Here is a 25,359-nt window from a genome sequence, read left to right as displayed (position 1 = left end):
ACTGACATGACCTATGAAGCTTTTCACGACGGGCTGCGCGATACCCGATTCCCGCTCAACCATGGGACGGTGGAGATGCCGGCGGTTGGATTCGGTACGTTGTTTCGCGATCTCGCCACCACGACTGAAGCGGTGAAGGAAGCGCTGGCTGCCGGTTTCCGCCACTTCGACTGCGCCGAGCGCTATCGCAACGAAGAACAGGTGGGTGTTGCGCTGATGGACGTGCTGGCAGCCGGTAAAGTCCGCCGCGAGGACCTGTTCATCACCACCAAACTGTGGAACACCAACCACCGTCCCGAGCGCGTCGAGCCCGCGTTCGAAGCCAGTTGCCGACGCCTGCAAGTGGACTACATCGACTGCTACCTGATCCACACGCCGTTTGCCTTTCAACCCGGTGACAACCAGGACCCGAGGGACGAGCAGGGCAACGTCATCTACGACAACGGCGTGACATTGATCGAGACGTGGCGCGCGCTCGAACGGTTGGTGGATGAGGGGCGGGCGAGGTCCATCGGGGTGTCCGATATCACCCTGGAAGCGTTGAAGGCGCTGGTCACTGAGGCGCGGATAAAACCGGCCGTGGTGCAGGTCGAGGCCCACCCTTATCTGCCGGAGTGGGAGCTGCTGGAATTCTGCAAGGAACACGGGATCATCGTGCTGGCGTTTGCGCCTCTGGGGCATGGCATGGAGCCGAATGTGCTGCAAGACCCGGTGCTCACCGGTATCGCCCGGCGCTTGCAGAAAACCCCGGCCCAGGTGGCGCTGGCCTGGTCGGTGCAACGCGGCGTGGCATTCCTGACCACCTCGGCCACGCCAAGCCATATCCGCGAAAACATCGATATCTCGACCTTGCCGCACAGGGCCATGCTCGAGATTCAACAAGACATCACAACCCGTATACGCTTCAACTCGGTGGTTGAAACCGGAGTGCCCGGATTCATTCCACGCAAGCCGTAGTGCCTGGCATCAGGGCGGTCCGTCACAGGACCGCCTACCCCTTGAGGTGACACCGATGGATGTTTTGCAGACCCTGCGCTGTTTCGCCGCGGTTGCCCAAAGCGGCAGCTTCACCGCGGCGGCCACGATGTTGGACACCACCACGACCAACGTATCCAAAGCCGTTTCCAGCCTGGAGGCCCGCCTGCAAACGCGCCTGATCAACCGCACCACCCGACGCCTGGCGTTGACCGAAGCCGGCGTACGCTACTTGCAGCGCTGCGAGCGGATACTGGAGGACATGCGCGAAGCCGATGCCGAGGCGGGTACGGCCCAGGTCATGCCCGCCGGCCGCCTGAAAATCCACGCCATGTCGGCCATTGGCAACCACTACGTGATCGGCGCCATCGCCCGCTACCGGGAAACCTACCCTTCGGTGTTGTTCGACCTGACCGTGACCAATCGCCTGCCGGATTTGCTGGAGGAGGGCTACGACATGTCGATCGTGCTGGCGCGAGACCTGCCCGATTCCGGCTTTGTCGCCCAGCGGCTGGGTATCACCTACAGCATTCTCTGCGCCTCGCCGGCGTACCTGGCAAAACGCGGGGTACCCGGCTCGCCCGGTGAACTCGACGGCCATGATTGCCTGCGCATCGTCAACACGGTCATGCCATCGGAGAACTGGGTGTTTGAAGGCCCGCAAGGGATAGAAACGTTCAGCACGCCGGTGTCGCCCTTCCACGTCAACACGGCGGACGCCATGACCTTCGCAATCAAGAACGGAATGGGCATTGGCATCCAGCCGATCGCGTCGGCCGTCGAAGGCCTGCGGGCGGGGACGCTGGTGCGGGTATTGCCGGAGTATCGGCTGGAAGAGTTGAACCTGTTTGCGATCTACGCTTCACGCAAGTTCGTCGATGCAAAAATAAAAACCTGGGTGGAATTCCTGAAGCACTCCATTCCCGGGTTGCTGGCGTCTGATGAAAAAATTGTCGGTGCATCGGTGTAGCGATGTGGTTGGCGCCGTACGCATGGAGTGTCGACCCTCCAGCGCCCGTACAGTGCTCACCCGTTCGAGCAACCGCTGCCCATCACTTGATACTCGATGGTGCGGCGTTGACCCTGGGAATCTTCGTAGGTCATGCGCGCCGGAACCGGTCCGCATTCATTGGCGATTTCCGAGACTTCGATGACGCGTTTGATATCCAGTTTCGTGCCATATGTGTAGGTTTCAACCGGTCCCTGAGTGCTTGCGGCAGTCGAGTGGCTGTCGTCTGCAAAGGCCTGGGTGCCGGTGGCGGCAAGTGTAAGCAAGAGTGCGATTTTTAGCAGTTTCATGATCTTTACCTCGTGGTTGGAGCGTTATTCCGTGAACGATTTTTCCCGTGTGAGTGGATGGCCCTGTTTGGCTTTGCTCACTTGGGTAGAGCCAATGTTAGGTGTTTGGCGGGGGTGTAAAAATCGGTTGGCGAGATAAACACTGTTGCCGGATTGATCATGAATCGAGGGGGGCTTTGGTGGGGGGGGCGGTCTTGAGTCTTCTTCCCCGAGGTAGGTAATTTCACAGACTTGCCTACCCATTTGCATTTGACTTGACCTGTCATTTGCATCGGATTTGACCAGGATGCTCCATGGCAATACCGGGAAGAGAACGACCCATTGCAGACGTTCGCTAACGACTGAAAATGGTCGATACGAGCCAGAAGCCATCGAGGGCGATGGATCGAAATCGGGTCTCAGGCGTACGCCGACGGAAGCCGGACTGCCACTTGCCCCCAGCATCTACTGATTTCTTTAACAATGCCGCTGTCACCCAATTTGTTCGTAGAGGCTTCGCATACCGACAGACGCTCTAACAGCCATTCATCTGTCCATCCCGCCCATTCGCCAGCAATGGATTTGAGGTTTCCCTCAAGTACCGGGAAAACCTCACCCCATAGGATGTTGTGAATTTCTTGGGGCGAATAGCCTGTATCCAAGACTACGCGAGCGACATAGTCAAAAGTCGAGTCGGTGATCTCGGTGTCGAGAAAAAAATTTGAAAGTGCTTGCCAGATCTTCAGGCGGTTTGCGTCGACAGTTTCCATGTAATATCCCGAAGCTTGAATGGAGCCCAGCGGCCAAAAGGTATAGTAGCCGAAAGCATTCAGAGAGTTACTCGCCGTCAAGACAGCTTGCTTGCAACCCAAAACTGCCCTTCGCGGAGGGCAACTCACGGCAAAGAGCGGACGGTGGGTATCTAAAGTTGCAGTTTGTTTTTGCCGCAAACTAATTCAAAGCCTAAAGGATCAGCGAAATGGCTGGGCTTTTCAACGCGGATCGGCGAGTTGAGATAGCCCCTGCCGCTTAGAAATTAAGGAACCTTCTCCACAGTTGGAACATTCGCATGGCCATGTGATTCATAACGCTCCAACCATTTTTGACCACAATGCCTGCACTTAAATGCCGTTTCCCATTTCTTAAAATCGGTGCTTATTTCTTCAACAAATGGGGCAAGGTTACTTAGCTCTTCCACTTTGCTGCCATCCATTCGGCCAGGCATGTTCACGCATTCGCACATATCATAGACTCCGTTCTCGCAACTCGGTGGCTAGGACTACGAACCTCTTCCCGCGGAAGCTCATGCAGCGGCCTATCAACCTTTGGATAAAAAATCACATATCCAATCTTCGTGTCAATTGGTGATTAACCTTTAGCTTTACACCATTTTGAAGCAAGAAACTCTCTAGCGATGTTAAGAGGCAGCTAAACAAATTAGCCGCGCTCTACTCGAATCAACTCATCGTAGTCGCCAAATGACGGTGCTCGAGAATAATTTGACGAAACATCGGTATGAGAGTTCGCAATTTCAAGCTTATGAGGATTGAACGACTCTTTCCTGATAATAACTCCCCCGTTGCGGTCAAATAAATATGAAACGCCACTAATAACTTTGTCTGACTCGCCATCGAACTCCCGGTGTATCGCCATAGTTAAAAATAACATTTCAGACTCAACCTCCTGAAAAGCGTACGTCAGCGATACACGCAAATTCTCATCAAGAAATCCTATACCTATTACCTTGTCAGAAATATCGAGAAAACAGTATGGCTGACTGACAGAGCCAACTAATACCGTATAAGGTTTCTTGTTGGCATGAGCAAGCTCAGCCTGCTCTTTAGACCAAACTTCTGTCGGCTTCTTCTTCGCTCTAAACCATGATTTGCAAAAATAAATTTGACGACTCATAAATAAATACCACCCATTAACATATCGAATTAGCATGCCCGCTCGATCAGCAGTACTGGATAACTGATTGCAGAATTGGTCGCACCTGATCAGAAATCTCAAGATAGTGCTGACCAAGCAACGTCTGCCCTGCCAATTCATCACCTTTAGGAAAACTTGCGATTCTCCCATTCACCGGATGCTTCGATGGTAATTCGTTTACGCTCCAGCCGTATTTGTCTCAGAGGTGGTCGCGGCAAACGCGACATTGCTCAGGGAGAAATGTGACATGGATGACGGCAAGCCCTACGGCCTTCTAGATTCGAAAGCAGCATCGGTGACGCTACCAATTTGACATCACTGTGTCCACCGTCCGCTCCTGGCCGGTAGTTGCCTATCGCGAAGGGCTGTAACCGAGCCCATAGCTGACCTCGGCTTTGCGCCCCTGCCGTCAGCCAATGATGATCGTCCCGACAGCAATCACCGCGCATGCCAATATCTTTCGGGCAGTCAGTGTTTCGCCCAAGAAGAAATATCCGATCAATGCCGCGAACAACACGCTGGTTTCGCGCAATGCCGACACCGCTCCCATGGGCGCGGCGGACATGGCGTAGATGACGATGCCATAGGCCAGAAGTGAGACCAGACCTCCAACGAAGGCCGACATGAACCCCGGTCGGAAGGTAAATAAACTCTTCGCGTCGCGCACGCCGACATACACCAAAGGCATCAAGATGCCCCACAAGGCGCACATCCATACCGTGTATGCCATCGGCGCGCCGGACAGGCGGACGCCAATGCCATCCGTCACGCTATAAGCCGCTATGAAACAACCGGTTCCCAGGGCGTAAGGCAGACTGGGAACGGCAAGCTTGCGCCCTCTAAAGGCCAGCGAAATGATTCCGCCTGACACCAGTAAAATGCCGATCATCGCGACTGGCCCAACCGTTTCTCCGGCAAAAACCGAAGCCGCGAGGGTAATCAGGATAGGCGAGGAGCCCCGAGATATAGGGTAAGTTTGCCCAAGGTCTCCAACCTTATAGCTGCGCACCAGGAACAAGTTGTAGCCAACGTGCAGCACCGCTGAAAGCGCTGCGTAGAACCAGCTGGCTTGGGCCGGAGCTTCCAAAAACAAGGCTATCGCGATGCTGGCAATGGCTACCGCCACGCACATGATCGTCATCGACCAAAGTCTGTCGGCGCCACCGCGCAATGCGGCATTCCAGCTGGCATGCAAGAGCGCTGCAAAAAGTACGAGCAAGATAATGTGATAGGGCATGCGCCATCCTAAGCAATTGGGTGCCTCGACTAAAGCGAAGTCCTCGCATCACTTGAAGAGTAATTGCTCATCCCTCATCGATATCCTTTTTTGAATCGTTTCGGGGCGAACGTCCAGAACTATGACTCACTGGTTTAGCGTAATAAGTAGCGCATAACATGATCGATATGCAAAGGCTGCTTCCCTGGTAGACCTCTGTCATGCGTTCGTCCCTGTCGCTGGAAAAGACGCCAGCCTTACCACCTTGTCTGATCAGTCGAACGACCGCTTCAGCCGTTCTCTGCCGCTCATGCCCACGAAGCAAGCGGGTCAAATCCGATGCAATGGGTGGTCAGAACGAATGCAAATGACTGATCAAGTCGAACGCAAACGCCTGATCAAATGCAGTGCAATTTCTCCCCCAAACAAATCAGGAACTCTGCCGATCAATATCGCGCCGCAGAACAACAGCGGTAGTAATGTCCTCAACATAATCGTGACTGGCGACGGCGTCTCTGACCCGGTTCAGGTCATCGATGGTTCGCGATTCGATCTCGATGACCAGGTCGAGCTGGCCACTGACCGAGGACACGCGGCGGACCTGCGAGTTTTGCGCAAGCAGGTCGAGCAGGCCCATTGCAGGCGTGCGCTTGAGGCAGACCAGCAGGATGGCGCGAATCACGTTGGCGTCGATTTCACCGATGTCCGCGCGGTAGCCCCGGATCACGCCATTGCGTTCAAGGTTGATGACCCGTTCGCTGGTCGCGCTTCTTGAAAGCCCGATTCTCGCTGCCAGAGCCTTCAAGGCAATGCGGGCTTCCTTGGAAAGAATTTCGAGAATTTCGCGGTCTTTCGTGTCCAGGTCGCGCATCAGAACTCCCTAATTTTGCTGCCGAAATTGTGCCGGTCGATTCCGGCAATATGCAGGCGCAAGCCGACCGTATACCTACTGCCGTCCCGGGCGTTGCGTGCCAAGCTATCTGAAAAAAATGGCCTGGAAAACAACTACCATGACAAATCTCTCGCATCCTGCCCCCCAGTTCTCGACCGGGGATGCCGAAAAACTCAGTGAGCAGCTTTTCAACGTTATTGGTACGGCCACGCCGCTGGATGGCGAGCGCGACCGCAACTACCGGTTGAACACCGGAACCGATGCGGGATGGATTCTGAAGGTCGTCAACTCGACCGAGCCGCGCGTTGAAAGCGAGTTTCAGACGGCCATTCTCAGTCATCTCGCCACTCACAACCCCGAGCTTACCGTGCCTTTTCTGAAGAAAAGCCTTGCCGGTGAATACCTGGCCTCGGCCGTAGCGCACACCGGCGAAACCCATGCGGTGCGCCTGGTGAGCTGGTTGCACGGAACGCCGCTGGCCGAGGTCGAGCGTACGTTCGAATTGATGCGCAGCCTTGGCCAATCGTTCGGTGAGATCGACCGTGCACTTCAGGGCTTCATTCATCCGGGCGCGGTGCGTGATCTCGACTGGGATTTGCGTCACGCCGCACGTTCGCGATCGCGCCTGCACTTCGTCACAGATCCTGGCAGAAGGGCCATCCTGGAACGCTTCATTGAGAACTTCGAACAAAGCGTCCAGCCGAAGCTTTCGCGTCTGCGTGCGCAAGTCATTCACAATGACGGCAATGACTGGAACATCCTCGTCGACTCGCACAATCACCAGAGCGTCTCGGGCGTCATCGATTTTGGCGATGCGGTCCATACGATCCTGATTGCCGAAGTCGCCATTACCTGCGCCTATTCCATTCTCGACATGGAAGACCCGATCGGCGCGGCCGCCGCCCTCACTGCCGGTTTCCATGACAAGTACCCTCTGCAGCCGGAGGAGCTTGACGTCCTCTTCAATCTCATTGCGATGCGCCTGGTCACCAGTGTCACCTTGTCGGCCTCGCGCTGCGACCGCACGCAAGACAATCCCTACCTTGGCATCAGCGAAGCGCCGGCCTGGCGACTGCTGGAAAGGATGGATCGCATGAACCCGCGGCTGGCGACGGCGATCCTGCGCAAGGCCTGTGGTTTCGACGCGATCGAAGGCGCGGGTGCGGTGCGCCGCTGGGTGGCGGAAAACAGCAAGTCCTTCGCCGATATCGTGCGTCCATCGGCGGCGACCATGAACAAGGCCATTGCCCCGTTCGGCGACGCTTCGCATGTGATGACCATCGCTTCAGCCGAGCAGCGTCCAGCGCAGGCAACCCAGTGGTGGAGTGATTTTTCCGCCGAGCACAAGGTGCCGCTCGGCATCGGGCCATGGGGCGAGGAACGGACCATCTACACCGACACGGCGTTTGAGTCGCGGTTCATCGAAGGGCAGCGGCGGATCATTCACGTCGGTGTCGACTTGATCATGCCCGCCGGAACGCCGCTCTATACGCCGGTTGCCGGTGTGGTGCAGAGCGTCGAGGTCGAGCATGAGCCGCTGGGTTATGGCGGCTTGATCATGCTCAAGCACTCGCCTGAAGGTTGCCCGCCATTCCTCACGCTGTGGGGGCACATGGCCCATGAAGCCCTGGCGCGGCTCAAGCCCGGTGACCGCCTGGAGGCTGGCGCGCTTGTGGGATACATGGGGGCGGATACGGAAAATGGCGGGTGGATCCCCCATGTGCATTTTCAGATGTCCACCGACACCGGGTTGAAAGCGGGCGAGTTCATCGGCGTGGGTGAGCGGGCTTATCTTGAGGTATGGGCGGACCTGTTCCCCGATGCATCGACGCTCGCGGGGATTCCTGCGGAAACCTACAGCCAGGACGGACGCACCAAGGCCGAGCTTGTCGCCAAGCGCAAGGAGCTGTTGCTGCCAAACCTGTCGATCTCTTATTCGGACCCGATCAAGTTCGTTCGCGGTGACGGGGTCTGGTTGATCGATAACTTTGGCCGGGCGTATCTGGACTGCTTCAATAACGTCTGCCATCTCGGCCACTCTCACCCGGACGTGGTGCAAGCGCTTTCGCGGCAGTCTGCACGCCTGAACACCAACACTCGCTACCTGCACGACAATATCGTCGAGTATGCAGAGCGGCTCACCGCCACTTTGCCTGAAGGTCTGACGGTGGCTTCCTTCGGTTGTTCGGGAAGTGAAGCCAACAGCCTGATGCTGCGCATGGCGCGCAATCACACCGGGCGTAACGATGCGATCGTGCTGGATTGGGCTTACCACGGCACGACACAGGAACTGATCGACCTGAGCCCCTACAAATACAAGCGTAAAGCCGGTAAAGGGCGCGCAGACCATGTGTTCGAGGCGGCGGTCCCGGATGCCTACCGGGGTGTGGATCACTGGGCGTTCGAGGAACTTGGCAAGCGTTACGCCGAGAGCGTGGCGGATCAGATCGAGCTCATGCGCAAGCAGGGCAGGGCGCCGGCGTTCTTCCTGGCGGAGTCCATTCCCAGTGTCGCCGGGCAACTGTTCTTCCCGGAAAACTACTTGAAAGAAGTCTATGCAATGGTCCGTGCCGAGGGCGGTCTTTGCCTGGCTGACGAAGTCCAGGTCGGCTTTGGTCGTGTAGGCAGCCACTGGTGGGCTTTTGAAACCCAGGGGGTGGTGCCCGATGCAGTGTCCATGGGCAAGCCCATCGGCAACGGCCATCCCATGTCGGCAGTGGTGACCACGCGGGAAATTGCCGACAGCTTCAACAATGGCATGGAGTACTTCAATACCTTTTCCGGCAGCCCGGTTTCATGTGCGGTAGGGCTCTCGGTGCTCGATGTGATCGAGCGCGATAACTTGAAACTCAACGCACTGACCATTGGCAACTATCTGCTCGACGGCTTTCGCAAGTTGCAGCAGCGTTACGAGGCAATAGGCGATGTGCGCGGGCAGGGTCTTTTCCTCGGGATAGAACTTGTCACGGATCGCAAGACCAAAGTTCCAGCCACGCAGTTGGCCAAACAAGTAGCCGATGGTGCCAGGGAGCGGGGCATTTTGATCGGTACTGAAGGTCCCCATGACAATGTCCTGAAGATGCGCCCATCGATGATTTTCAGTCAGGCAAATGCTGACTTTCTGCTCGAGGTCCTGGACGAAAGCTTCAAGGCCGCACTCCGCTGACTTAACGGGCCCGGCATAGTGTCGGCCAACTCCGGCAATGTGTCAGGCAGGCTGACACCTTGCCGGGTGCTTTCCAAAAGTGCCTATGCAAGACTTTTCATGAAGGCCGGCTGAATAACTCCAAGAAAATAAAAAACAATTCTTCCAAGGTGCCATCCAATGCTAACCAAAAAGCTCAAGGGTTTGATTGTCGCTTCTACCGTGGCGGCAGCGGCGCTACTTTCCACCTCGGCTGTTCACGCTGATGATTTGAAGTCGATCCAGGATTCCCAGGAAATCCGCATCGCGATGAGCGGTCAATACTCGCCCTTCAGCTTTGCCAACGAGCAGAACCAGATTGTCGGATTCGATGCTTCCATCAGCGAGGCATTGGCTGAGCGGATGGGAGTAAAAGTGAAGATCATCACCACGCCATTCGACGGGATCATTGCCGGTCTTCTGGCGAAAAAATATGACGCCATCATCGCTTCCATGACCATTACCCCGGAACGGCAGAAGGCCGTGGATTTCGTCGGGCCCTATTACCATGCCGGCCGCACGATCGTCGTGAAGGAAGATTCTTCGATCAAAAGCCTCGATGATCTCAAGGATGTGTCTGTCGGCGTGACCCTCGGCGACGCGCACGATAAATGGGCGAGGGCCCGCGGCAACCTGAAGGTCAGAACCTACAAGGGGCTTCCGGAAATGCTGGTCGATCTGGAGGCTGGGCGTATCGACGCGATTGTGATGGACAGTGTTCCGGTGCTGGTCGCCGTCAAGGAAACCGGGCAGAAGGTTCGCATCATTACGCCACCGGACAGCGACGGTGCTCTTGAGGGAATGGGCATTGCCCTGCGCAAGAACAACCCTGAACTCAAGGCGACGATGCAGAAGGCACTTGAAGACATGCTCGCCGATGGCACCTACGAAAAGATCTCGATGAAGTGGATTGGCAACGATATCCGCTAATGCGTATTTAGCATGGCTCGACTTACCGTCGAGCCAGCCAATCAGACTTTTCCGAGCGTGCTCATGGATCTGACTCTCATACAACGCACATTCCCGTTTTTCCTGGAGGCGGCCTGGATTACGGTGCAGATCTCTGTGCTTGCTCTTGTGCTTGGGTTTCTGGTCGCCATCGTGCTGGTGGCTGGCCGGTTGTCCACGGTTCTCGCCTTTCGATGCCTTGCAAGACTCTACATCAGCGTTTTTCGCGGCACTCCCTGCCTGGTTCAGCTGTTCATCATTTACTTTGGCGGGCCGCAGATCGGACTTGAGCTGGAGCCGTTTGCGGCAGGCGTCATCGGCCTGGGCCTGAATATCGCCGCCTACATGGCCGAGTCCATTCGGGGCGCTATCATCAACGTTGACCCTGGCCAGGAAGAAGCGGCACGTTCAATTGGTTTCGGGCGGGGTCAAACCTTATTGTTCATCACGCTGCCACAAGCTGCAAAACTGATGATAAGACCGCTGGGAGTGAACGCTGTCGCTCTTATCAAAGGTTCTGCATTGGTGTCGACGATCTCTGTGGTTGAACTTTCATATACAGCGCAACGCTTTATCAGTTCAACGTACAAGCCTTTTGAGATTTTCATGGTGTCTGCATTGCTTTACATCGTGATGGTCTACTCGGTCAGATTTATTGTCGACTATCTCGATAATCGCTTCGCGGCAAGGTGAGAGCATTCCTATGCAAAGCCTGGATCTTAGTATAGTTACACCTTATTCCGAGCTGCTTGCGACCGGTCTTTGGTGGACGGTCGTGATGTTTGTAAGTTCCAGCCTGTTGAGTTTGATGGCCGGGATAGCCTTTGCACTCATTGTTCTTTATGCGCCCAAGGTGTTGGCGCTGCCCGTGCGTTTCATGACCTGGTTGCTGATGGGCACGCCACTGCTTCTGCAGTTGTACGTGATTTATTATGGTCTTGTGCAAGTAGGCATCGATATTCCCGCGCTGGTGGCTGGCATCATTGGTCTTAGTTTGCACTTTGCCGTCTACAACGCCGACGTCATTCGTGCCGGCGTGGTGTCGGTAGACCCGGGGCAGATCGAAGGTGCGCGCTCCATTGGCCTCAGCCGTGGACAGACCCAGCGTTACATCATCGTGCCGCAGGCGCTGCGCAGGACTATTGCGCCACTGGGAAACAACCTGATTGTCCTGTTGAAGGACACCTCCCTGGTTTCCATCATCGGTATTGCCGAGTTGGTGTACAGCGCGCAACTTGCCGTGAGCGAAACCTATAGTCCGTTCGAGTTTTATCTGACTGTTGCGGTTATTTACTATGCAGCCAATCTTGTTCTGGAAGGCGGCCTGCATCTTCTCGAAAACAAGGTAGAGATGTCACGATGAGCAGCAAGCAATTCATGGTTGAAGTGAAGGGCGCCCGCAAGGCTTACGGAGCACTTGAAGTACTCAAGGGCATCGATCTTTCCATCTCTCGCGGACAAATCATCGCCATCATCGGCCCGAGCGGTTCTGGCAAGAGCACGCTCCTGCGCTCGATCAATCACCTGGAAGTGCTCGACGACGGCGAGATCTGGCTGGAGGGCGAGCAAGTCAACCGGCCATTGAAAGGTCGTGCGTTCGAACAGCACATCAATGCCGTGCGGCAGCAGATGGGCATGGTATTCCAGCACTTCAACCTGTTTCCGCACCTGACCGTGTATGAAAACATTGCCCTTGGCCCGGTAAAGCTCAAGGGGCTCGGCAAAAAAGCGTCTCGTGAATTGGCAATGGAATACTTGTCAAAAGTTGGCCTGGCCAGCAAGTTTGACGAATATCCTTCTCGCCTGTCGGGCGGGCAGAAACAGCGGGTGGCCATAGCCAGGGCCCTGGCGATGCAGCCGAAAGTCATGCTGTTCGATGAAGCGACATCGGCACTGGACCCGGAGCTCGTCGAAGAGGTCAACCTGGTCATGAAGCAACTCGCTGCGGAGCATATGACGATGTTGATCGTCACTCATGAAATGCGTTTTGCTGGCGAAGTGGCAGACCGGATTGTCTTCATGGACGGCGGGGTGGTGGTCGAGGAGGGGGCACCCGAAGAGATCCTGCAAAACCCTGTCCACGAACGAACCCGGTCGTTCTTGAAGAAGCATCTGCACGATAGATAAGGTGCGCTTTCGCTTCCGAGCGCCGGGGGCGGGCGTGATCAAACACCATGGCGCAGTAGTGAATATCTCAGGCGACTGCGCCGACATCGGCGATACGTTGAGTCAGCGCGGAAAAAAACATAATGGTCACCTTCCGACAAGAGAATGCGACCTCTCTCCTGTCGGTCCCTGCCATGCATTTGAGCTTTTGCGCGCTTGGCAAAACGGTGCACGAATGAGCGTGCCCGGTAATTTACAATGGTGGTGGGATTACTTCTCGACCAGTATTTTCGGGTTGGCACTGCCCCAGACGGTGTAGAGGTCGGCCAGAAGCGCACCGTTGATCTCTTCGACTTCAGCCTGGCTGACTTCGTTTGCGCCTTGCTTGCCGAACAGCACTACTTCATCACCTGCCTTGACGTCGGGTGCATCCGAGACATCGACCATCACGGTGTTCATCGAAACCTTGCCCACCACCGGCACGCGATGTCCATTGATCAATACCACGCCTTTATTGGTGAACACGCGGCGATACCCATCGGAGTAACCGACCGTGATGTTGGCGAGTTTCGAATCACGTGTCAGGGTGAAGGTGCGGTCGTAACCCACAGTGTTTCCAGCGGGATAGTTATTGACCGAGGCCACATGCGACTTGAATTGCATCACGCGCCGATATTCAGTGCGCGAAATGACGGTATCGCCAAACAACGCGCCGCCCGTGCGCACCATGTCCAGGCGCGATTCGGGTACTTCCAGGGTGGCGAAGGAGTTGGCCGCGTGCAGGGTGATTTTCTTGCGATCGAGCTGGGCCACGTCCATCAGCCAAGCCGCTTGTTCATTGAAGGTTGCCAGGCCCTTGCGTACGTCGTCCTTATCCTCCACCGCGAAGTGGGTCATGATTGCGACCACTTCCAGATTCGGTACCTTTGTGATTGCCACGGCGTCTTTCTTGCCCTGTTCGGTGGCCATTTCCACGCCGTTACGGCTCATGCCGCTTGAGTTGAGGCCGATGTGCACCTGCAGTTTGCGACCGTGTTTATGTGCAAGATCGGCCGCCTGGCGGGCGAAATCGAGGTTGCCAACCAGTTCCTCGATGTTGTACTGCAGAGCATTTTCCAGCTCCCCCAAGGAAGCGGTGCGAACACGGATTAACTGACCTTTAAAGCCGCTTTCGCGAACCACTCGCGCCTCTTCGTTACTGGCGACCGCCACACACGGTACACCGAGCGCGATCACCGAAGGCATCACCAACCCGATACCATGACCATAAGCGTCGGCTTTTAGTACCGCACAGAGTTTCGACTTGCCGGCGAGCTCCGCTTGCAGGGCTCGGATATTGTGCTCTAACGCGGTCTTGTTGATTTCAATCCAGGCATTACTGATTTGCGCAGTCAGCTCGGAGTTGCCATTAGTAAGCGACAGCGGCGGCGCCGCCTGAGCCTGGCTCTGCAAAAAAAACAGGCCGAGGGACAACGCTAGAACAGTACGAGTAAAGGGCATTTGAAACTCTCCATGTAATCGGTCTTTTTATTATTCCGATGCCGATTATTGGAAGGCGATGTAAGTTGCCGTTGTACGCCGCGTTCGAAGATGTAGAAACATGTAAGGAATTTGTTCGCGCTCACCTTGGCGCTAAGCGATGGCATCAGGAATGTGTGTTACGAGGATGGCTACCCACTAAGAAAACATCCGGAGACTGGTACGGAGTACCCGCCGGGTTTGCGCCAGCTGTTGATTGCTCCTTGTCCGTCTTCCCATCGAGAATCACGGGCCCTTAACAACGCAAGGTCAGTTGGGCGGACGCTTACGCTGAAGCTGGCGCGACCTGTCGTATAGCTACATTAGTCAGATCAGGCGACCCAGCGCATCACCTTCTCAAGGTGGCCAGTGTGCGCGTCCAGTTGTTCATTGAGAACTACAAAGCCCTGGTTCTCATAGAGATGGATACCAGGCGCATTCGCCGAATACACAGTCAGCTGTAGAGTTGACCTGGATGCCATGGCGTCCGCGAGAAGCTGCGAACCGATACCGTCCCCCTGACGCTCAGGCGATACGAATAGCGCCGCAAGTGTGTCTCCATATACAGAGCAGAATCCTACTACCGTCCCGTCTGCCTCAAATACTCGGGACATGGCGCCGGGTAGGTAGATTTCACGCATAGCATCAAGCTGGCTACGCCAGAATTCGGGGGCTATGAAGTGATGCGCCTGGATTGACGCTCGTAGCCAAATGTCCAATACGGGCTCTAGGTCAACGTTTCGAAAGTCGCGGATCATGAGGCCTCAGCGATTGAGTCAGGAAGAAAACATTGTGCCATACGCGTGCTCCGCGCAACGGTGCTCCATCTGCAGATCTGCCTGGCACTGATTCTGATCGATCAACAATATTTGGGGCGGGATCTGTGACCGCCAACGCCAGTGCTGGTTTGCTCTGGGCGTTGACAGTCTGATTGCGCCGCTGGCGATGAGTATCGCCCCGTACGGCCTGCCGATACCTTTGATAGCCACGGTCGCATTGATCGTTTTTTTACTCAGCGCGCCACTATCGACTATTTAAGCCTGGGCCAGGCGTCCTACGCGTAACCAGCCAACGACCACTGCGCCAATCAGCAAAAAGCCCAGGTAGCCAAAGAGTGGATAGACCTGGCCCACCAGGTTGACAAACCCGACCAGGCTGCCGACGAAAGCCAGTGCGCCAGCGGCCGCTGAGCCGATGCGGAATTTGCGAGTGCCTGCCGGCAGTAGCCGGGCCGAAAAGGAATACAGGGTACCGACGGCCGTGTTGACGATCATCAGGAAAATGATCACCGCCATCAGCAGGCCGAGGACCGGCGAAACCTCCGTGGCGATGGACAGCATGGGCATTGGCAAATCCGCCACGCTGTCCAGGCGTGACAGCAATCCGAGGCTCATCACCAGCATCAGCAGCCCCAGCAATGCGCCACCGAAGATGCCACCCCAGATGGCTTGCTTCTCGGATTTTGCGGCGCCGCCCATGATCGCCAGAAACGGCACCCCGGCCACGATGTTGTAAGACACGTACAACAACGCTCCCAGCAACCAATGGCTCGCGCCAGCGTCTTGCTGGCTGGCCAGTTGATTGAGTTCACCGAAACTCAAGCCCCGGGTAGCGACGCCATAAAGGGCTACCGCTACCGCCGTCAGGATCAACAGCGGAGTGACGGCGCCGATCATGCCAATGACCTTCTGCACATCCAGGCACACGATGGCAACCACGATCAAGGTCACCGCCACGCTGCCGAACAGGGCGGGGATGCCGAACTGTTGTTCCAGCAAGGCGCCGCCGCCGGCCAACATGACCACGGTCACCGCAAACATGAAGAAGGTGATCATCAGGTCGACAAAGGTGCCCAGGTAGCGTCCGCACAGTGCATAGACGACGTCCTTGTGGGACTTTGCCCGCAGGCGGCTACCCATACCCGCCAATGCCATCCCGAGAAAGGTGAAGAGCGCGGCGCTGACCACCGCCCCGAGCAGTCCCCATACGCCAAAATCCACGAACATCATCTGCAGTTCCCGACCGGAGGCGAATCCTGCACCGACGATCACACCGACAAATGCACCGGCTATTTTCAGACTTTCTTTCATGACGATTTCCCTCGAATTGTTTTTGTTATGGCTTATGGGGACGACCACTGTTCATGGCCGTCCCGGGGCATCGCACTGGCAAACAGCTGGGTGGATCAGCGGGCGCCGACCCAGGCCTGGACTTCGATCTCCACATCGACCCCCAGCGCCAACTGGGCGCCGCCGACGGTGGAGCGCACCGGGAAACCATTCTCGAAGTGGCGCTTGTACACCTCGTTGAAACCGGCGAAATGTTGCATGTCCGTCAGCCATACCGTGGCCTTCACCACCTGGTCAAAACCCACGCCGCATTCGGCCAGGGTCTCGCCGATGCGGGCCATCGCGGCCTCGGTTTGCTCGCGGATATCACCGAGCACCACCTCGCCCAGAGGGTTCATCGGGACTTGCCCTGAAAGGAATAGAAAGTCGCCGACCCGAATGGCCTTGGAGAACGGATAGGGCAGGTGGCTGGGGTAACGCTGAAAATTGTCAGACATGGTTTGCAACCTCATTGGGGGGGATGATCAGCGCAAACGACCAGGTGCCAGGCGTTGTGGCTCGACGCCTTGGCGGCGCAGTGTTTCGGGTAGGGGTTGATCGAGCAATTGGGCACAGGCCAGTTGCGATACGCCGGCTGCGGACTGAATGCCATAACCACCCTGTGCCGCCAGCCAGAAGAAGCCTTCCCGGTGATCGTCCCAGCCGACCACCAGATCACCGTCGGCGACGAACGAGCGCAGGCCGGCCCAGCTGTGGCGTGGGCGGCGGATGGTCAAGGAGGTGGCGGCTTCGATGTGGTAGATCCCGGTGGCGATGTCCAGCTCTTCGGGCATCACGTCCTGTGGCGGGACGGGATCGGCGTTGGCCGGTGAGCCAAGCAGTTGGCCAGCGTCCGGTTTGAAGTAAAAACTTTCGTCGATGCCGATCACCGCCGGCCAGCGTGAAAAGTCCATGCCCTCAGGGCCGTCGAAGGTAAAGGCGGTGCGTCGGCAGGGTTGCATCCCAATGGGCTTCACCCCGCATTGCTGCGCCACCTGGTCGGCCCAGGCACCTGCGGCGTTCACCAGATTGCGCGCGCGCAACTGGCGGCCGTCGGCCAGTGTCAGCTGCCAGTGTCGACCTTCGCGGGTGGCGACGCTCAGTTGCGCATCGCACTGCAGCACGCCACCGGCTCGGCGCATGGCCCGCAAAAAACCTTGGTGCAGTGCGTGGACGTCCAGGTCGCGGGCGTCAGTTTCGAGCATCGCCCCGACAATCGCCTCCGGGCGCAGGCAGGGCACCATCGCGAGGGCCTGCTCGGTATCAATCAATGAAACATTGCCAGCTTGTGCCAGGCCGGTATCGAAGGTTTGTCGCAGCAGGGATTGTTGCCCCTCACCGGCGACGTACAGACAGCCGCGAGGCTCCAGCAGCGCATGTTCGGTGAAGTCGGTTGGCGGTTGCTCATAGAAGTCCCGGCTGGCACGGGTCAATGCCTGGATCTGCGGTGTGCCATAGCTTTCCATGAACATCGCGGCGGAGCGTCCGGTGGCGTGATAACCCGGCTGGCTCTCACGCTCGAGCACCACAACGCTGGCTTGCCCGGCCAAGCGATAGGCCAGGGAGGCCCCCGCAATACCGCCGCCGATGATGGCGAAATCGAAACACTCGCTGTCCTGCATACCGAAATCACTCCTGTCTCTGGGGATGGGGAAAATTAGTTTTCCCCTTATTTTTATAATTCTCAGATACGAGAAATGTAAGATATGAGAATTCCGCAGTCAACCCATTGCCTTGAGGTATTATTTCCAGCCCTTGCCCTGGCTCAGCCCCAGGCACCGTTTTTCGTACGACAGAGAAGTCTGCATGAGTTCCGATCGAGTCTCGTGTCCCACGGACCATCCCTTGATAGATCGCGCCCAGGTCGGCGCGCGCCTGCGTGTCCTCCGCAAAAACCAGAAGTTGACGCTGAAACAACTGTCCGAGCGTTCGGGCGTGGCGCTGTCGACCTTGTCGAAGATGGAGCTGGCGCAAGTGTCGGTGAGTTACGAAAAACTCGCGGCCGCTGCTCGTGCCCTGAGTGTGGACATTTCCCAGCTGTTCAGCCCGGCCAAGGCGGGCGTCAGCGAAGTACAGCCCACGGTAGTCAGCACCGCCATCGACAGTGCGGCGAGCTACAGCACGGGCAATTATGAATATCACCCGATGGCGGGGGATTTCCCCGGGCGCAGCATGACGCCCATGTACGCGCGGATCTGTGCGCGTGAACTGAACCAGTTCGAAGACTACATCCGTCACCCCGGACAAGAGTTCGCCGTGGTCCTTTCAGGTCGTGTGCGGATTCAATTCGAAACGGGTGAATCCATCAGCATCGGCTGTCGCGAAACAGCCTATTTCAACAGCTCGATCGGTCATATTTATCTGGCTGAAGGCGAGGATGGCGCCGATGCTGAAGTGATGGTGGTGATGTCGGAGCACTGATGCGCGTGTACGGAGTGCTCAAGACCGAACGGCCGAAGGGAATGGCGCCGAATGCCTGCCACGTTTAAAGGCGCCAGCCGCCGCGACCTTGAGTAACCTATGAAATCTCGGGCATTCTGCGTGGCTAGGGGCTGGACATTCGGCCGCATGCCGCAATCCCCGACTCATCGCCTGTAGTTGCTTGACGGTCGCATCAATCTCATCGGCCTTGGCCAAAAGCACGTCTCTATCAACAACGGCCTTGCCACTCGGGGAGAGCATGGCATGTATCTCATCCAGCGAGAGACCACCTGCCTGTCCGAGTGCGATAACAGCCAACTGCTCAACCACGGCCGGCGCAAACTGGCGTCGAGCCCCGCGCGGGCTGACCGACGCGATCAAGCCTTTCTTCTCGTAGAAACGCAATGTGTGGGCAGGAATTCCCGTGCGTTTGACGACCTCAGTGATATCCATTTTCAGCCCATTGACTTGAAGTTGACTTCAACTTCTATCATGCATTCGCAAGATAAATTGGTCCATGAACAAGAGGTCTGTATGGCATTGCCGGAAGAGGTTGCACAGGTTTTTCTGCTGGGGGTCGGCGCTACTGTCGTCATGGATTTGTGGATGTTTCTTCTGAAGGCCCTAGGCGTTCCAGCGCTGAATTTCGCCTTCGTAGGGCGCTGGGTAGGTCATGTGTGCCAAGGTACATTCGCTCATGCCAGCATTGGACAAGCGATGCCGGTGCGAGGTGAGGTGGCCCTGGGTTGGGTGGCACACTACGTCACGGGCATTGCTTTCGCGGTGTTACTGGTGTGCATTCAAGGTGTTGCCTGGCTGCAGGAACCCACCTTCCTGCCAGCAATCGCTGTGGGCTTCGCGACAGTTGCAGTTCCTCTTTTCGTTATACAGCCCGCCATGGGGGCAGGATTTGCATTCTCTCGGACGCCCACGCCAGCCAGGAACTGCGTGCGCAGTGTGATAAGTCATAGCGTCTTTGGAATTGGCCTCTACCTGTGCGCGGTGGTGATTGCCTTGGCTTCGACGTGAGCAGGGTTTAAGTCTTGCGTGTCATGCAACCGACTGGCAGTCAATCCGCCAACACTTGAGTAAGTGAGAGCATGAATATTCCTACCCAATGGTCCCAAACATTCAGTGGGGCGCCTATAGAACGACAAGCTATCGGAGAGTCAGGCGCCGAGGTTTCTCGCATCCGCTGCATCAACGTCGAACACCTGTTCGTGAAGTCCGAGCCCATTGGTGCACACAGTGAACTGCCGGAGGAGATTGAGCGTCTTCGCTGGATGAATCGGCTTGACCTGCCTGGGCCAACCGTTCTTGATGCTACGACAGAAAACAATCGCCATTGGTTACTCATGAGTGCCGTCCCCGGGCATGATCTGGCCAGTGCCAACGATTTGTCTCCACCCCAAGTTGTCAGCATCCTGGCGATGGCGCTACGTACTCTGCACCAGGTACCAATTGCGACATGTCCCTTTGATCACTCCTTGGAGCAGCGCATTGCAACCGCCAGGCGTCGAGTGAGGGCCGGGCTCGTTGACGAGGCAGACTTTGACGATGAGCGGCTGGGTCGGACCGCTGAGGATGTTTTCGCAGAGATGTTGTCGACGCTCCCTCAAACATATGATCTTGCGGTCACCCATGGCGATGCCTGCCTGCCAAATTTCATGGTCGAAGGAAGTCACTTTACCGGCTATATCGACTGCGGCCGGCTAGGCATCAGTGACATCTATCAAGATCTTGCACTGACTGTCCGAAGCATAGAGCGCAACCTTGGACAGGCATGGGTAGCGCCATTTTTTCGCGCCTATGGTGTGGAGCCAGATCAGCAACGTATAGCGTTTTACTGTTTGCTAGACGAGTTCTACTGATGAGCTGCAAATGAGATTGCTGAACACCGGCTCCAGTGACAATCGGGCACGGGTATCGTGGAGCGTTGCCCGGACGGCCTCTTCACCGAACACCAGACCCTGAAGGTAGGTGAAGTGCGGGTTGAACAGCCCGAGGGTGTTAAGTACCTGGCGGAGCCTGTTGTGACACCGAATCCCTCGCTGCAACCACCGCACTTTATTTCTGGTGACTCTGTTTTACTTTCTGCTGAACGCCTACGGCAAGCGTGATCAAACGCTCCATTCACTTTTGTTAAATTTATTGACTTAAAAGTCAACTTCTAGAAAGATGCAGGCCGCCAGACCTGTTTCAACCTTTTCCTAGCCTCAATCACGTAGCACCGACGGCGCTTGCAGACCTGCAAGCGGTAAATTTCGCCTATCGCTATATACAAAAATATATAGCGATAGGCGAAAACGTCAGGTCTCGAGGGAATCAGGTCCATGGACACCAAAAAAACAAGAGCCCCGTACCGGAGTAAACACAATGAAGCTGCAACCCCTGGCCCTGGCCATCACCCTGGGTGGCTTGACCCACCAGGCCATCGCCGCCGGTTTTATCGATGACAGCAAGGCCTCGCTGAGCCTGCGCAATTTCTATTTCAATTCGGACAACCGCGAAAGCCAGGACAAGGTGGGCAATGCCGCCTACGCCAGCCAGGCCAAGGAGTGGGGGCAGGGGCTGCAACTCAACGTGATCTCCGGATTCACCCAGGGCACCGTCGGCTTTGGCCTGGACGCCATCGCCATGACCGGGCTGAAACTGGACAGCGGCGGTCGCGTGGGCAAGGCTGGTATCGACCGTACGCCGGGGGCGCTGTTTCCCACGGACAGCGACGGCCACGCGGTCGATGAATATTCCAAGGGCGGCGTGACCGGCAAGGTGCGCATCTCCAAGACCGAGGCGCGGCTGGGCACCCTGCAGCCCAAGCTGCCGGTGATCAACTTCAACGACGGTCGCCTGCTGCCGCAAACCTTCGAAGGCGGGCAGATCACCTCCAGCGAGATCGACGGCCTGACCCTCACCGCCGGCCAACTGCAAAGCACCAAGACCCGCAGTTCCACCGACGATATCGATCTGCGCATCGCCGGCGCGACACGTCCCGCCCGCACTCCGGCCAGCACGCCGCTGGCCGACTCGGACAACTTTGTCTTCGCCGGCGGCGACTACAAGATCAGCAAGGACCTGACCGCCCAGTACTACTACGGCAGTCTCGAAGATTTCTATAAGCAGCACTTCCTCGGCCTGATCCACACCCTGGCCATCGGCCCCGGCGCGTTGAAGACTGATCTGCGCTATTTCAACAGCAGCGCCGATGGCAAGAACGGCAACGCGGCCGGACGTGCCCAGGGCTACAAAAGCAGCGGCTTCTGGAGCGCGGGGGACACCCACGCCGGTGAGGTGGACAATAACACCTGGAGCGCGCTGTTCACCTACAGCCTGAGCGGCCATGCCTTCAGCGCGGGCTACCAGCAAGTGTCCGGCGACAGCGCGTTCCCGTTCGTCAACCAGGGCGACGGCGCCACGGCGTACCTGATCACGGACCGGCAGATCGGCAAGTTCCTCAGCGCCGGCGAGCGCACCTGGCTGGCCGAGTACGGCTATGACTTCGTCGCGCTGGGCGTGCCGGGGCTCAAGACCGTGGTCACTTATCTGAGTGGCGACAACATCGATTCCGCCGCGGGTGATCGCAAGGAATGGGAGCGCGACCTGCGTATCGATTACGCGCTGCAAAGCGGTCCACTCAAGGGGCTGGGCATTTCCTGGCGCAACGCCAGCTTGCGTGGCAATGCCAGCAGTGACCTGGATGAAAACCGCCTGATCCTCAGCTACAGCCTGCCGCTGCTTTAAGCACGGCGTAGCGGTCCCGGGCGGGCGATGCGCGCTCCGGGACCTGCAGGTGATTGGTCAACCACGACAGGAGCATCGCCATGCGTTCCATTTTTTCGACTGTGCAAAGCCTTGTTCGCCCCAGCGCCAAACCCGTGCTGCTGCCCGGCGCAACCATCGATGTGGCGGAACAGACACTCGAGGTGGTCGGGCAAGTACAGAACCCGCTGCGCTTGAGCGTGGCCGACCTGCAAGCCATGCCGGGCTATGACTGGGTGACGCTGACCAGCAACACCTGCGAAGGCAATGCGCAAAAAGCCCGGAAAAAGGGCTATCGCGGCGTGTTGCTGCGGGAAATTGTGCTCAAGGCCGGGTTGCAGAGTGATGACCCCAAGGGCTGGAAACGCGCCTATGTGGTGGCGCGGGCCAGTGACGGTTATGTCGCGTTGTTCAGCTGGAACGAATTGATCAATACCGACGTGGGCGATGCGGTGTTGGTGGTGTATCGACAGCATGCGCACGGGCAGACGGAGCCTGGCGAACACCTTTCATTGGTCTCGGGTAGCGATCGCCACTCCGGGGCTCGTCAGGTGAAGTGGTTGCGCAGCATTGAACTGTGCAGCATCTTTGGCTGACTCACACACAACGCAACACCGAGGAAAATGCCGATGCCTGTCTGCAATTCGCTTGGTTGTGATCGACACCCTTCGGTCGAACAGGTGTTGGGCGGCGAACAGTGGCCGCCCGAATTAGAAGTGGCCCTGAGGGACTTGCTCGAGCAAATGGCCGACGCCGGGCATGAAGTCACGCTGCACAACCTGGGTCGGTTCCTCGGTGACTTTGTGCCGCGCTACACCCTCGATCGTGCCGAGGAATGGCAGGAAAGGGCGACCCGGCGCTGGGTCTTGCAGACCAAGCCAGCACTGGTGGACAAACTGGCGGATGTCTTCATCGGCGCTCAGTGACCGGCACCGCCGGCGCTCACTGGTACTCATCATGCCGGCGCCACCAGGGCCCCGTTTCATTGCGTCCCCTGGGCGCGCGGTCGAGCCACTGGTACATGCTCCACAACCCGTCAAGGCCCCGCGCGTAGGTGGAATAGGTGTGATAGATCGCGCCGTCCTCCAACACAAAGGAGCTCAACCCCGGCCGGTCGCGGGAGTAGGTCGGCGCGTCGGTGCCACAGGTCGCGGCGAACTGTTTCACCGGTTCCGGGATCTGACTGGCGTCCATGGCATGTCCGCCGCGCTGGTAGTTGTATTCGACCAGCCCTTCACGCTGCTGGGTTTCGGTGAAGTAGACGTTGAAGTCGGCGGTGAAGTCGCTATCGGCGGCCGAGGCCCAGGGGAAAGTCCAGCCCATCCGGCGCTTGTAGGCCTGCAGTTTTACCAAGGGCGCGCGGGAGATCGCCATCAGGGTCACGTCGTGGTTGGCCAGGTGGATGACCAAGGGGTCGAAGCCATCGGCAATGGCTGAGCAGGACGGGCAGCCGGCGGTGTAGTCGGGGCCGAACATGAAGTGGTAGACCAGCAATTGCGAGCGCCCCTGAAAGAGCTCGGCCAGGGTTGCGCTGCCGTTGTCGGTCTCGAAACGGTACGTCTTGTCGAGGCGAACCCACGGCAATGCCTGGCGTTGCCTGGCCACTTCATCGCTGCGTCGGGTCAGGGCCTTTTCCGCTTCGAGCAGTTGCAGGCGTGCCGTCAGCCATTGGTCACGGGTCGCGGTTTTGTGCGTGTTCATCGCTGTACGCTCCTGGTGAAAGGTCGTGAATTAGACTAAACCCGGGTATCGAATGAGGGGAGTGACAAGCGTGGCGGGATTTCGATGGACTCGATGATCACGGCAGCCGCCCAGGCGCTGGCGGCGGGCAATCCGCTCGGCGCAATGGACCGCGTGGCCTTGCGTGACGATGCGCCGGCGCTGGCCCTGCGCGGTATCGCCATGGCGCAACTGGGCGACCTGGTGCGGGCCCGGGCGCTGCTCAAGCGCGCGCAACGAGCTTTCGCGCCCAAAGAAGTGCTGGCCCGGGCGCGCTGTGTGGTGGCCGAGGCCGAAATCGCCCTGGCTTCGCGGGAGCTCGGCTGGCCGGTCAAGGCGCTCGAAACGGCGCGGGTCACCCTTGAGCAACACGGTGACCGGGTCAATGCCGCCCATGCGCGGTATCTGCAAATCCGCCGCTTGCTGCTGATCGGTCAACTCGATGAAGCGCAGCAGTTACTGGCCGGACTCGACCCCGGCGCGTTGCCGCCGGCGTTGCGCGCAACCCATGAGCTGGTGCTGGCGGGGATCGCCATTCGACGCCTGCAATCGAGCGCGGCACGGGATGCGTTGACCAGGGCCCGGCAGGCAGCCGGTCAAACGGGAATTGCCGCGTTGATGGCCGAGGTCGAACACGCTGCGCAACTGCTCGATGCCCCCGCGGCACGCCTGATTGCCCAAGGGGAAGCACGGCCGCTGTTGCTCGAGGAAGTTGAAGCCTTGCTCAGCTCAACGTCGCTGGTGGTGGATGCCTGCCGCTACGCCGTGCGTGGCTGTGGCATGTCGGTGTCGCTCGCGACGCGGCCGATCCTGTTCCTGCTGGCCCGCGCATTGGCCGAAGCGTGGCCCGCCGATGTTGCGCGGGAAACGCTGATCGCCCGGGCGTTCCGCTTGAAGCTCGCGGATGAATCCCATCGCGCCCGGCTTCGCGTGGAAATCGGAAGGCTGCGTCAAGCGCTCAGGCCCTTGGCCGGCATCACCGCGACAGCTCGCGGTTATGCGCTGCAATCGCCGGTGTGTACCGATGTGGTGACATTGGCGCAACCGGTCGAGGAAAAATTTGCCTCGGTCTTTGCCTGCCTCGCCGATGGTGAGTCGTGGTCGAGTTCCGCCCTGGCATTGGCGCTGGGCACCAGCCAGCGCACGGTGCAACGGGCGCTCGATACACTGGCGGAGCAGGGCAAGGTGCAGTGGTTTGGCCGTGGCCGCGCACGGCGCTGGATGACACCGCCCGTGCCGGGTTTCGCGACGACCTTGTTACTCCCGGCGCCGCTGCCCGGTGGCTAGGATGAACGCCACCAAC

The 25,359-nt window shown here is 57.8% G+C and carries 26 protein-coding genes; 14 read left to right on the top strand and 12 right to left on the bottom strand.

The window, feature by feature from the left end; translation table 11 throughout:
- Positions 1–6 precede the first annotated feature (6 nt).
- The gene (locus tag KGA88_RS28145) at positions 7–957 is read left to right on the top strand and encodes an aldo/keto reductase (RefSeq protein WP_223595842.1); all 951 of its coding nucleotides are present in this window, start codon (positions 7–9) and stop codon (positions 955–957) included.
- Positions 958–1,012: 55 nt separating this feature from the next.
- Positions 1,013–1,945: a LysR family transcriptional regulator gene (locus KGA88_RS28140; RefSeq protein WP_110659903.1), complete on the top strand. Its 933-nt coding sequence runs from the start codon at positions 1,013–1,015 to the stop codon at positions 1,943–1,945.
- A 56-nt stretch (positions 1,946–2,001) separates the two neighbouring features.
- Here KGA88_RS28140 and KGA88_RS28135 read toward each other — a convergent pair whose 3' ends face one another.
- The 5 genes from KGA88_RS28135 to KGA88_RS28115 all read right to left on the bottom strand — a co-directional run bounded on the left by KGA88_RS28135 (position 2,002) and on the right by KGA88_RS28115 (position 6,272).
- On the bottom strand, positions 2,002–2,274 hold the full coding sequence (locus tag KGA88_RS28135) for a DUF2790 domain-containing protein (protein WP_110659904.1): 273 nt from the start codon (positions 2,272–2,274) through the stop codon (positions 2,002–2,004).
- 398 nt (positions 2,275–2,672) lie between these two features.
- Positions 2,673–3,023, bottom strand: a complete 351-nt coding sequence (locus KGA88_RS28130) for a hypothetical protein (protein ID WP_223595840.1) — start codon at positions 3,021–3,023, stop codon at positions 2,673–2,675.
- Between the two features lie 667 nt (positions 3,024–3,690).
- Complete coding sequence (locus tag KGA88_RS28125) at positions 3,691–4,164, bottom strand: lytic transglycosylase (RefSeq protein ID WP_223595838.1); 474 nt, start codon at positions 4,162–4,164, stop codon at positions 3,691–3,693.
- 430 nt (positions 4,165–4,594) lie between these two features.
- Positions 4,595–5,422, bottom strand: a complete 828-nt coding sequence (locus KGA88_RS28120; RefSeq protein ID WP_223595836.1) for a DMT family transporter — start codon at positions 5,420–5,422, stop codon at positions 4,595–4,597.
- Positions 5,423–5,831: 409 nt separating this feature from the next.
- Positions 5,832–6,272 (bottom strand): Lrp/AsnC family transcriptional regulator, encoded by a 441-nt coding sequence (locus KGA88_RS28115; RefSeq protein ID WP_007975212.1) that lies wholly within the window; start codon positions 6,270–6,272, stop codon positions 5,832–5,834.
- A 139-nt stretch (positions 6,273–6,411) separates the two neighbouring features.
- Here KGA88_RS28115 and KGA88_RS28110 point away from each other — a divergent pair, with 139 nt between their 5' ends.
- From KGA88_RS28110 to KGA88_RS28090, 5 genes are all read left to right on the top strand, one after another.
- Entirely contained in the window at positions 6,412–9,459 is a 3,048-nt protein-coding gene (locus KGA88_RS28110; RefSeq protein ID WP_223595828.1) for an aminotransferase class III-fold pyridoxal phosphate-dependent enzyme, read from the top strand.
- A 159-nt stretch (positions 9,460–9,618) separates the two neighbouring features.
- Positions 9,619–10,407: an ABC transporter substrate-binding protein gene (locus KGA88_RS28105; RefSeq protein WP_223595826.1), complete on the top strand. Its 789-nt coding sequence runs from the start codon at positions 9,619–9,621 to the stop codon at positions 10,405–10,407.
- Between the two features lie 63 nt (positions 10,408–10,470).
- The gene (locus tag KGA88_RS28100; protein ID WP_223595824.1) at positions 10,471–11,118 is read left to right on the top strand and encodes an amino acid ABC transporter permease; all 648 of its coding nucleotides are present in this window, start codon (positions 10,471–10,473) and stop codon (positions 11,116–11,118) included.
- Positions 11,119–11,128: 10 nt separating this feature from the next.
- Positions 11,129–11,788, top strand: coding sequence for an amino acid ABC transporter permease (locus KGA88_RS28095; RefSeq protein WP_223595822.1), 660 nt, complete (start codon positions 11,129–11,131; stop codon positions 11,786–11,788).
- Positions 11,785–12,552 (top strand): amino acid ABC transporter ATP-binding protein, encoded by a 768-nt coding sequence (locus KGA88_RS28090; protein ID WP_110657976.1) that lies wholly within the window; start codon positions 11,785–11,787, stop codon positions 12,550–12,552. Before KGA88_RS28095 ends, KGA88_RS28090 begins: the two co-directional genes overlap by 4 nt.
- Before the next feature lie 249 nt (positions 12,553–12,801).
- Here the strand turns inward: KGA88_RS28090 and alr are convergent, their stop codons facing one another.
- From alr to KGA88_RS28065, 5 genes are all read right to left on the bottom strand, one after another.
- On the bottom strand, positions 12,802–14,031 hold the full coding sequence (alr, locus tag KGA88_RS28085; protein ID WP_223595820.1) for an alanine racemase: 1,230 nt from the start codon (positions 14,029–14,031) through the stop codon (positions 12,802–12,804).
- Between the two features lie 350 nt (positions 14,032–14,381).
- Complete coding sequence (locus KGA88_RS28080; protein ID WP_223595818.1) at positions 14,382–14,807, bottom strand: GNAT family N-acetyltransferase; 426 nt, start codon at positions 14,805–14,807, stop codon at positions 14,382–14,384.
- Positions 14,808–15,083: 276 nt separating this feature from the next.
- Positions 15,084–16,139, bottom strand: a complete 1,056-nt coding sequence (locus tag KGA88_RS28075) for a hypothetical protein (protein WP_223595816.1) — start codon at positions 16,137–16,139, stop codon at positions 15,084–15,086.
- Between the two features lie 95 nt (positions 16,140–16,234).
- Positions 16,235–16,615 carry a RidA family protein gene (locus KGA88_RS28070; protein ID WP_223595814.1) on the bottom strand — a complete coding sequence of 127 codons (381 nt, stop codon included), beginning with the start codon at positions 16,613–16,615 and terminating at the stop codon, positions 16,235–16,237.
- A gap of 27 nt (positions 16,616–16,642) precedes the next feature.
- Positions 16,643–17,779 carry an NAD(P)/FAD-dependent oxidoreductase gene (locus tag KGA88_RS28065; RefSeq protein WP_223595812.1) on the bottom strand — a complete coding sequence of 379 codons (1,137 nt, stop codon included), beginning with the start codon at positions 17,777–17,779 and terminating at the stop codon, positions 16,643–16,645.
- 184 nt (positions 17,780–17,963) lie between these two features.
- On the opposite strand from KGA88_RS28065, the gene KGA88_RS28060 reads away from it, so the two are divergent.
- Positions 17,964–18,578 (top strand): helix-turn-helix domain-containing protein, encoded by a 615-nt coding sequence (locus KGA88_RS28060; protein WP_223595809.1) that lies wholly within the window; start codon positions 17,964–17,966, stop codon positions 18,576–18,578.
- Between the two features lie 18 nt (positions 18,579–18,596).
- Here KGA88_RS28060 and KGA88_RS28055 read toward each other — a convergent pair whose 3' ends face one another.
- Positions 18,597–19,031, bottom strand: coding sequence for a helix-turn-helix domain-containing protein (locus tag KGA88_RS28055; protein ID WP_110657972.1), 435 nt, complete (start codon positions 19,029–19,031; stop codon positions 18,597–18,599).
- A gap of 81 nt (positions 19,032–19,112) precedes the next feature.
- On the opposite strand from KGA88_RS28055, the gene KGA88_RS28050 reads away from it, so the two are divergent.
- The 5 genes from KGA88_RS28050 (at position 19,113) to KGA88_RS28030 (ending at position 23,263) form a co-directional block, all read left to right on the top strand.
- Positions 19,113–19,607, top strand: a complete 495-nt coding sequence (locus KGA88_RS28050; protein ID WP_223595801.1) for a DUF2938 domain-containing protein — start codon at positions 19,113–19,115, stop codon at positions 19,605–19,607.
- 71 nt (positions 19,608–19,678) lie between these two features.
- Complete coding sequence (locus tag KGA88_RS28045) at positions 19,679–20,449, top strand: APH(3')-II family aminoglycoside O-phosphotransferase (protein WP_223595799.1); 771 nt, start codon at positions 19,679–19,681, stop codon at positions 20,447–20,449.
- 505 nt (positions 20,450–20,954) lie between these two features.
- Entirely contained in the window at positions 20,955–22,319 is a 1,365-nt protein-coding gene (locus KGA88_RS28040; protein ID WP_223595797.1) for an OprD family porin, read from the top strand.
- A gap of 80 nt (positions 22,320–22,399) precedes the next feature.
- Entirely contained in the window at positions 22,400–22,933 is a 534-nt protein-coding gene (locus KGA88_RS28035; protein WP_110657962.1) for a molybdopterin-dependent oxidoreductase, read from the top strand.
- A 33-nt stretch (positions 22,934–22,966) separates the two neighbouring features.
- Complete coding sequence (locus KGA88_RS28030) at positions 22,967–23,263, top strand: hypothetical protein (protein ID WP_110657960.1); 297 nt, start codon at positions 22,967–22,969, stop codon at positions 23,261–23,263.
- 16 nt (positions 23,264–23,279) lie between these two features.
- On the opposite strand, the gene KGA88_RS28025 is transcribed toward KGA88_RS28030, so the two are convergent.
- Complete coding sequence (locus KGA88_RS28025; protein WP_223595795.1) at positions 23,280–24,038, bottom strand: DUF899 domain-containing protein; 759 nt, start codon at positions 24,036–24,038, stop codon at positions 23,280–23,282.
- Between the two features lie 84 nt (positions 24,039–24,122).
- On the opposite strand from KGA88_RS28025, the gene KGA88_RS28020 reads away from it, so the two are divergent.
- Positions 24,123–25,343, top strand: a complete 1,221-nt coding sequence (locus tag KGA88_RS28020) for a helix-turn-helix domain-containing protein (protein ID WP_223595793.1) — start codon at positions 24,123–24,125, stop codon at positions 25,341–25,343.
- The last annotated feature ends 16 nt before the right edge of the window (positions 25,344–25,359 follow it).

The sequence above is a fragment of the Pseudomonas sp. A-R-19 genome (assembly GCF_019956575.1).
Lineage (GTDB): Bacteria > Pseudomonadota > Gammaproteobacteria > Pseudomonadales > Pseudomonadaceae > Aquipseudomonas.
The sequence above is the reverse complement of the archived record's forward strand: the minus strand, read 5'-3'. Positions and strand labels throughout refer to the sequence as shown.